At 46.2% G+C, this 8,691-nt stretch carries 5 protein-coding genes; all 5 read left to right on the forward strand.

Annotation, left to right across the window (positions count from 1 at the left end; all coding sequences use genetic code 11):
- The first annotated feature begins 230 nt into the window (after positions 1-230).
- The 5 genes from MGMO_RS18310 to MGMO_RS18330 all read left to right on the forward strand — a co-directional run bounded on the left by MGMO_RS18310 (position 231) and on the right by MGMO_RS18330 (position 8,439).
- Entirely contained in the window at positions 231-803 is a 573-nt protein-coding gene (locus MGMO_RS18310) for a helix-turn-helix transcriptional regulator (RefSeq protein WP_023496581.1), read from the forward strand.
- Positions 804-1,093: 290 nt separating this feature from the next.
- Complete coding sequence (locus MGMO_RS18315) at positions 1,094-2,641, forward strand: hypothetical protein (RefSeq protein WP_023496582.1); 1,548 nt, start codon at positions 1,094-1,096, stop codon at positions 2,639-2,641.
- Between the two features lie 321 nt (positions 2,642-2,962).
- A complete protein-coding gene (locus MGMO_RS18320) occupies positions 2,963-3,886 on the forward strand; it encodes a malate dehydrogenase (RefSeq protein ID WP_023496583.1) in 924 nt (307 codons plus the stop codon).
- Between the two features lie 262 nt (positions 3,887-4,148).
- Entirely contained in the window at positions 4,149-7,487 is a 3,339-nt protein-coding gene (locus MGMO_RS18325) for a hybrid sensor histidine kinase/response regulator (protein ID WP_023496584.1), read from the forward strand.
- Complete coding sequence (locus tag MGMO_RS18330; protein WP_036308928.1) at positions 7,468-8,439, forward strand: response regulator transcription factor; 972 nt, start codon at positions 7,468-7,470, stop codon at positions 8,437-8,439. The genes MGMO_RS18325 and MGMO_RS18330 overlap by 20 nt, the downstream gene beginning before the upstream one ends.
- Positions 8,440-8,691: the final 252 nt, after the last annotated feature.

Genomic DNA, 8,691 nt, shown 5'->3' on the forward strand with positions numbered 1-8,691 from the left:
CCCAAATATGTTGGGCCATAAAATCGTCTTCAGTAAAATAAGCCGTAAAAAATGCAATCACTAAAGTCCAATGCCCAATACGGACCAATGGATCCCATACTTTAACAGTCAGTTGTTTATTTGCCATGATGTTTATTCCTCGTCAGTTGTCGGATACAGATTAAGCGAAGCCTATAGTGCGTTAAAATGACTCCTTTCGCATCCGTCATCCGACGTAAAGGCAACTAATTATGAAATTAATTAATGACGATCAACTTACTAGGGACAACAAGCGGTTTAGTCAATGGGCCACTATGCTCAGTGCGATTATATTAGTGTTGATTACGCTGGATATCGCCAACGATTACCAAGAAGGCGTCGCCTTAAGGCATTTGCTAATAGAAGTGCTGATCCTGATACTTTCATTAGTGGGTGTTGTGTATTTTGGGCGGTTTTATTTTCAATTGACGCAATCTAAAATCCATTTGCTCAAGCAAGATTTGGCGTTGGCACATCAACAAGCGCAACAATGGCGTGAAACAAACCGCGAGCTCATCTCCGGCTTGTCGATGCAAATTCAAAAACAGTTTGATACCTGGCAACTAACCCGAGCGGAAGCCGAAGTTGGGATGCTGATGCTAAAAGGACTTAGCCATGGTGAAATTGCCCATGTGCGTAATGCAAGCGAGCGCACCATACGCGACCAAGCCCGCGCGGTTTACAGGAAGTCCGGGATGACAGGTCGAACAGAACTGTCCGCCTTTTTTCTGGAAGATTTACTACCACCTCATCAGCAACAGCAAAACATAACTGGCAATCCTTAGCGCACATAGCCAAGGATTTTTGGAAATCTTTTAAGTCATTTTGGGTTTACAACCCCAAATAGGAAAATTTCCTTGAAGTCTTTGATTATTATGGCTGGCCTTTAGCCAAGCCCAAACATGAACAACCTTGGTTAGCTATTGGGAAAACAAGCCTATAGTTTGATTGAACCTTAACAAGTACGCCCTATCTTAAAAAACATCCAGAATATTTTGATAAGCGCGGTTACAATCTAGCGGAAATTTAGTTTTTCCAAACTTGAAACCACGAAATACAGAGGAACATCTGCGCGATGACTGCCGAACTATTGATTAACTTTGCTGTGCAGTCTCTTGGAACGGGAACTGCATTCTTTTTCGCCTATCGATCCTTCCAAAAACGCCGGATTCAACTAGGTGCTGAACCGACGCTTCCCCAATACTTTACCCGCAGGAACATTTATTGGCTGGGCATCGCATCCTATTGCCTGTCAATGGCGGCACTTTACTGGCTACTGACTTCGAGGTTGCTGTCCTTGGAACCGCTGGTGGCGCTCATCGTGAAAAATCTACGCTCTTGGGAATTAGTTGATCTCCTATATGGTTTGGACGGAACCACGATCATGCCTTTGATTTTCGCCGGACTGTTTCTTTTTCTTATTGCCTGGGAAAGCAAGTTCAATCCCTTGCTTATTTTGAGGGACGGCGTCCATGACGCTTTTGCAATACCGACAAAAGCGGCTGAAGTCTATAATGCTTTAGTAAAATCGAGGTTATCGGCAGTCGACGATAACCTAAAAGAAAAAATCGGCAATCGCCTGCTGGTATCGAGTATCGACTCCGGTGATTTCGAAAAATCCAGCGCCACAGTCGAGTATAAATGGGCCCACAATTGCCTTCTTTTCGACCAAATACAAAGTTACGCCAACCAATCTTCCTTTCGCCGCTTATTCGCCGAACCGTCGCTGAAATGGGGGGAAATCTGCATTTCCTACAATGCCATGTCGGAAAAAGTTGCCGTCTGGAAAGATGGGGAACCTCACTATACCAAAACGGTAAACTTGATAAAGGAGTTGGACCACCTGACCGGCCTGCTCAGCCGCTTACTCGCCTCTCTTGTCGTCTTCGGCAGTGCAAGCGAGGATGAAATATGGGCGACCGTAAAGCGACTCGGCGGCAACGTCCACAACACCCCGCTGCAGCACACCTATAAATATGTCCTGATTTTCACAGCCGCCACCGCTGTCGGGGTCATGTTGGGTCGAGAGATTTCGGTGTCCCTGCACAATGCTTTCCTGTTTCCCGACAAACCGCTGGCGCATTTTGATTACACCACGCTCCGCTGGGTTGCCTATGCCATTTTGATGTATGTTCTCCCGATAACGCTCGTCTTTATATTGCGGACGCTCGCCTTCAGACGTCAACGGGAACCGTCCGACCTGAACTACGGGTTCTATATGGCAATGATGATAATGGTATTTATTGTCAGCACGGCGGCATCGACGCTTATTCTCGAGCTAACTTACTACAAAGATAACTTCAATTTTCTGGAAAGTTTTATTCAGCACATGCGATGGGGAATTCTGCCGGCACTTATGTGCGGTTTTGTGGCTTACAGAATGGACACGCCTGTAAGCAAATCAGAGACTCTAGGAAAACTTATTCTGGCCGCTGTGTTACGTTTTCTTGGGTGGGGATCAGTCGCCGTCATTATTATGCTTTATGCTACCGACGACTTGACCATCCAAGAGACAAACCTTCGTTTCACCCTTGTAGGGACGGCTTTCTTCGTTCTCGGGCTCTTGGGGGCGTCTGTCCAATTCAAATCGGTAAAGGCAGATGTCCCTGTCGATAAGACTTAAATTTTAAGGTTTTCAGATCTGGGGCACGGCCATCTTTCTCCAGGGGACAAGGCGGGTGTTTCAGTGAGCAATAATCTTAACTCGCGATGGATAATTGCAAGATGTTAAAGCTAGCTGCAATTTATCTGGACCCCTAAAAAAGATCCGATACGTGATTGCGTATCAGAATGTGACAACACATTTCGCTGGATGATCGATTGCATTGCCGATTCATTCCAAGACGCAACTAACACCAAAGCTGTGGCATCAGGCCAACATAGTGACCAACTTAGGAAAATGCAGGCCTTAACTTCTTATAACTAAAGATAAAGCGAGGTTACCATGAAAATTGCCGTCATCGGTACAGGACGGGTGGGTTCCAGCATTGCATACGCGCTGGTACTCAAGCAATTTTGCGACCATTTGATTATCGCGGGACGTAACCCTGAAAAAGCCAAAGGAGACGTGCTTGACTTGCAGCATGCCTTGGCATTTTGTGCACGCCCGATACAAATAGAAGCCTGTGCCAATCAGCAGCTCAGGAACGCCGACATCATTGTCATCACTGCATCCGTACCTATCGAAGATAAGATAATCACCTCCCGTATGCAACTGGGCAAAAATAACMCCGCCATGTTCAGGGAATTGATTCCCACACTAGCCGCCAATAACCCAAATGCCGTACTGATTATTGTCACCAACCCCGTAGATGCGATGACTTATGCGGCATCGAAATTATCGGGTTTCCCACCTAATCGCGTTATGGGAGTCGGCACCTTGGTTGATTCCGCCCGTTTCCGTACCTTGCTTTCACAGGAATTGCATATCCATCCCGATGACCTTCGCGCCTATATCCTTGGCGAACACGGCCCTAATCAATTTCCCATCCTGAGTAGCGCAGAAGCGGGCGGTGAGCGCATTCGAGACACCCCTCGCCATCAAGAACTTTTCACTCAAGTTATCGAAGCAGGATTTGAAGTTTTTCGCCTCAAGGGGTATACCGACCATGCTATCGCGACCGCAACCTGCATGGTGGTTGAAGCCATCGTTTTTGACCAAAACCGTACCATGCCCTTGTCCACACGATTCACCGAGTGGATGGGCATTAGGGATAACTGTTTCAGTATTCCGGTCGTAGTCGGTCGAAGCGGTATCATTCGCCATTTACACCCTGAAATGAATGGCGATGAACAAGCCAACCTTCAGGTCGCGGCGACTGCAATCAAAAGCGCGATTGTTTCCCTGATTTTTGATCTGGTGGATTGACCCTCCTTATCTTTCAAGCGATTAAGGCGTTAGCCGCATCGTTATGCACCATAAAGATGCAATAACGCACCAATTTAGCATTAATTATCGATCTAGCGGTTGGTTTTAAGCTGCAATCCGGGCAATTGTATATAGTGCTGCTTGGCGCATTTATTGCTGGAGTTACTGGATTTGTCCATAAACACTATCCGAGGCAATCAGTATCCGTCCCAATATCTCTAGCATACGCCGCGATTATAATGCTTGGGTGGCAAACGAAAGCATGGAAGATTATGCATTGCGGTTTGCGCCCCGTACATTCCGTAAATGGTCGGAATTCCAAGTCGCCAATACGGCTTTCGGCTCGACTTCTTTCCTGGTGTTGGAGGCGATAGGCGGTTTTTTGTCGATCAATTATGGCTTTACCAATGCTGTTTGGGCAATTCTGGCTGTCGGCATCATCATCTTCATCACCAGCTTACCAATCAGCTATTACGCTGCCCGCTATAACATTGACATTGACCTGCTAACCCGTAGCGCAGGTTTTGGCTATATTGGATCGACAGTGACATCGCTGATTTATGCTTCGTTTACGTTTACTTTGTTTGCCCTTGAAGCGTCGATCATGTCGTTGGCTATCGAGTTGTACTTTCAAATACCCATTGCCATCGCGCATATTATCAGCGCAATCACTGTCATTCCGTTGGTCACTTTCGGCATCACCGCCATCAGCCGATTGCAATTGTGGACGCAACCGCTGTGGCTGTTGTTATTGGTAACGCCTTACGTCGCCGTTTATATGCACGAACCTGAAGCCATGATGACGCTGGAAACGTACTTCTGGATTGCCGGGAGCGGTCAAGGCTTTAACTGGTTATTGTTTGGTAGTGCGGCAACTATCGCATTTTCGATGGTTGCACAAATCGGCGAACAGGTGGACTTTCTCCGATTCATGCCAGAACTCACCCAACAAAATCGGCTCCGCTGGTGGGCAGCAACACTGACGGCAGGCCCTGGCTGGATTATATTTGGCATGCTCCGGCAGCTAGGCGGAGCCTTACTCGCGCATCTTGCCATCCGTCACGGTATTTCGCCCACACATGCCCATGAACCGACGCAAATGTACCTGGTTGCTTATGGTAGCCTGTTTGAAAGTAAGGCGGCATTGGCGGTGACGGTTTTGTTTGTCGTCATTTCGCAAATCAAAATTAATGTAACAAATGCTTATGCCGGATCGTTGGCATGGTCGAATTTCTTCTCGCGCTTAACCCACAGCCATCCGGGGCGGGTTGTCTGGTTGTTGTTCAATGTTTCCATCGCGCTTTTGCTGATGGAATTCGGTGTCTTTAACGCCTTGGAAAAAGTCTTAGGTTTGTTTTCCAATATATCGATCGCCTGGATCAGCGCAGTGGCCGCCGATTTATTGATAAACAAACCCTTACATCTCAGCCCAAAAACCGTTGAGTTTAAACGCGCTTATTTGCCTGACCTGAACCCGGTCGGCACTCTCTCTACCCTGCTTGCCTCAATTATTTCGATTCTGGCTTATTTGGGTTTGTTTGGCGAGTATGCCCAAGCATTCTCGGCATTTATAGCCTTGGGAGTGGCGTTCCTCTTGAGCCCTTGTATAGCAAAGCTTTATGGTCGAAAACGCTACCTGACCCGTTACCATTCGCATAAAAATCAAGGCAAGCTCAGCCAGTGCAGCATTTGCGCCAATCATTTCGAGCAAGAAGATATGGCTTATTGCCCTTTTTATAGGGGCAGTATTTGCTCACTTTGTTGCACATTGGATTCAAGCTGTTTGGATGCCTGCAAACCAGGTTTTCGGCTGGATGATTATCTGGAAAAACTCGCAGACACCTACTTGCCAAAACGACTGACCTTGACAGCGCGGCTGCGCTTCATACGGTTTAGTTTTTTATTTATGTTCCTTACTGTCCTGACCAGTGCATTTGTTGGCATTATTTACTACCAGGATTTACTGGCCACTGAACATAATTTGCCTACCTTTAATCTATTATTATGGAATTTTGTCAAGGTTTACTCCTCGTTGCTGGTATTTATCGGGCTATGTACCTGGTGGTTGATTTTAAATGACGAAAGCCGACGGGTCGCCCACGAAGAAACCGCCAAACAAACACAACGCCTATTGATGGAAATAGCGGAACATAAAAGGACCGATGCCAAGTTACAAGAAGCCACCAAAGCGGCGGACAAGGCAAACACGGCGAAAAGCCGATTCCTTAGCAATATGAGCCACGAAATACGCACCCCATTGAATAGCATCATTGGCTATGCCTACATCTTGCATAAAGACCCGACTATCCCTGCCCATCGAAGGCAAGCGGTAGAAATCTTAAAACGAAGCGGTGAACATTTATCTTCATTAATTGAAGACATTCTCGACATTGCCCGAATTGAAGCCTGTAAATTTGAATTAAATAAGGACGTTATAGATTTCCCCAATTTTATCGAACATCTGCTGAGTATTTTCAAACCTCAAGCTGAAGACAAGGGCTTGGCTTTTAGCTGCCAGATTATGAACACGCTGCCGCAACGGGTGCGCGGAGATGAAAAACGGGTGGGTCAGATTTTGATTAATTTGCTGGGCAATGCCATCAAATTCACCGCTAAGGGCGAAGTGATATTCCGGGTAGGCTACAGCTGCGGTGTGACCACTTTTCAAGTCATTGATACTGGAACGGGTATTGAACCGGAACAGTTGCAAAACATTTTCCAGCCGTTTACCCAGATTGCAAATGATAGTTTTGTATCCGGTAGCGGTTTGGGCTTAACGATCAGCAAAGTATTGGCTGAAATTATGGGTGGCGAATTGACTGTCGATAGCATTCCTAATCAAGGATCGACCTTTATAGTTCGGCTTTACTTGGCCAATCTGGGTGCTGAACTCGAGAAAAACCAGCAAGATGCCATTACCGGTTATCAGGAAAGGACACAAAATATACTGATCGTCGACGATCAGTTGGAGCATCGCCTGTTAATCAGGAATATTTTAGAGCCCTTGGGGTTTCATCTGGAAGAAGCTAGCACTGGGACAGAATGCTTAGATAGGGTGGATGATGCCCAACCCGACGTGATCCTACTGGACTTGTCCATGCCGGAAATGGACGGTCTTGAGACTGCCCAATGCCTTCGCCAAAAGGGTTATACGCTTCCTATCATAGTCTTGACTTCAAATGCCTATCCATCGGATCGGGTGAATGCTGTCAATGCGGGCTGCAATGACTTTTTATCCAAACCATTGCAGGTTACAAAGTTACTAAATAAGCTGAAAACCCAGCTTGGCTTGACTTGGATTTACCAAGAAATCGACTGGGTTATGCCTGTCAACAAGTTAATAACCCAAAAATCAACTTCACCAAAACACCGCTACTTACCTCCACCAGCGTTGTTGGATACAATGAGTTCTTATGTCCGCATTGGTGACCTATCAGGGCTTAATCAGTATTTAACTGAAGTTCAAGACAGCAACCCTAGCTGCCAGGATTTTATTAAGGACATCTTGCTGCTCAGTAGCGAGTTCCGTCTTGCAGAGTTAAGAAAAATGCTAACGATAACGACAGAAAAATCCAATGACTATGACCAAAGTATTAGCTAATCCTAACAGTATTGTCATGATTATTGATGATACCCCTGACAACCTGGCTTTATTGTCCGATACCTTGTCGGAATCCGGTTATCGGGTTCTGGTGGCCACGGACGGTTGCTCCGCCCTGGAACAGATTGAATACCTAAGGCCGGATATTATTTTGCTGGATGTCATGATGCCGGGCATTAATGGATTTGAAACCTGCAACAGATTAAAAGCCAACCCTAAAACAACCCATATTCCGGTTCTATTTATGACTGCTTTAAGCGAGTTGGATGATTTACTGCGCGGTTTTGGGGAAGGGGCCGTGGATTATATGGTAAAACCGATACGCCCCCCCGAAGTGCTTGCCAGGGTCGAAGCGCAATTGATCCAGGCAAGAAATATTCAACGTGCGGAAAATGCTTTAAATAACGGTCCATACTGTGCACTGGCTATTAACGCCAACGGCAAAATCACTTGGCTGCCCGAAGCCGCTACCCACTGGTTAAACGATTTTGTATTGGCACACCTGCTTCTTGATGATATCAAGGTTGAAACGCTGCTACCGGCTTCGATGATCAGCTGGGTTAAAGCCCAAATGGGCAAACCGGACACCAACGACTTCATGCCGTTTGAGAGCATTAAGGGCGAATTTCATTTCTCGGCAAAACTCATCCCTTGCTGTCATGCCGATGAATATCTCTTACTGATGGAAAAACACTCAGGCCATTGGAATATCGATAGCGTTAAACATTCATTAGGGCTGACTTCACGTGAAGCAGAAATCCTGATGTGGATTTCCAGGGGCAAAACTAACAAAGAAATCGGTATGATATTGGGCGGCAGCCCTCGAACGGTCAATAAGCATCTGGAACATATTTTTGAAAAGCTGGGCGTCGTTACGCGTGCCGCTGCCGTATCAATTGCCATGCAACGTACCAGTAATTTGTCTTTATTGTCTGAGGGTAATGCGAGCTAATTTTTGTCATGTATTATTAGCGATAAAAATCCGACAACCGCTTCGAGAGGAAAAACTCAAGGCCATTTTGTGGCGTATTCTTTGGTCGCTTTAATTTCAATTTCCCTGTTGCAACTTTCTATGCACTAGGTGCCTACTGGGTCATCTAACGAATAAGGTTAGATTGTGAGAGCGAAGCGAACCACAATCTGAACCGGTTGTTGGACAAGCCCGGTGATAATCGATACAGTCTACGTCTATTATAAGAAAATA

Origin of the sequence: Methyloglobulus morosus KoM1, from assembly GCF_000496735.2 — a bacterium.
Classification (GTDB): domain Bacteria; phylum Pseudomonadota; class Gammaproteobacteria; order Methylococcales; family Methylomonadaceae; genus Methyloglobulus; species Methyloglobulus morosus.

Bases quoted from the DNA above. Each gene is read 5' to 3' on its own strand.
- MGMO_RS18310 (WP_023496581.1), top strand. From the start codon at position 231: ATGAAATTAATTAATGACGATCAACTTACTAGGGACAACAAGCGGTTT.
- MGMO_RS18315 (WP_023496582.1), top strand. From the start codon at position 1,094: ATGACTGCCGAACTATTGATTAACTTTGCTGTGCAGTCTCTTGGAACG.
- MGMO_RS18325 (WP_023496584.1), top strand. From the start codon at position 4,149: ATGGAAGATTATGCATTGCGGTTTGCGCCCCGTACATTCCGTAAATGG.
- MGMO_RS18330 (WP_036308928.1), top strand. From the start codon at position 7,468: ATGACCAAAGTATTAGCTAATCCTAACAGTATTGTCATGATTATTGAT.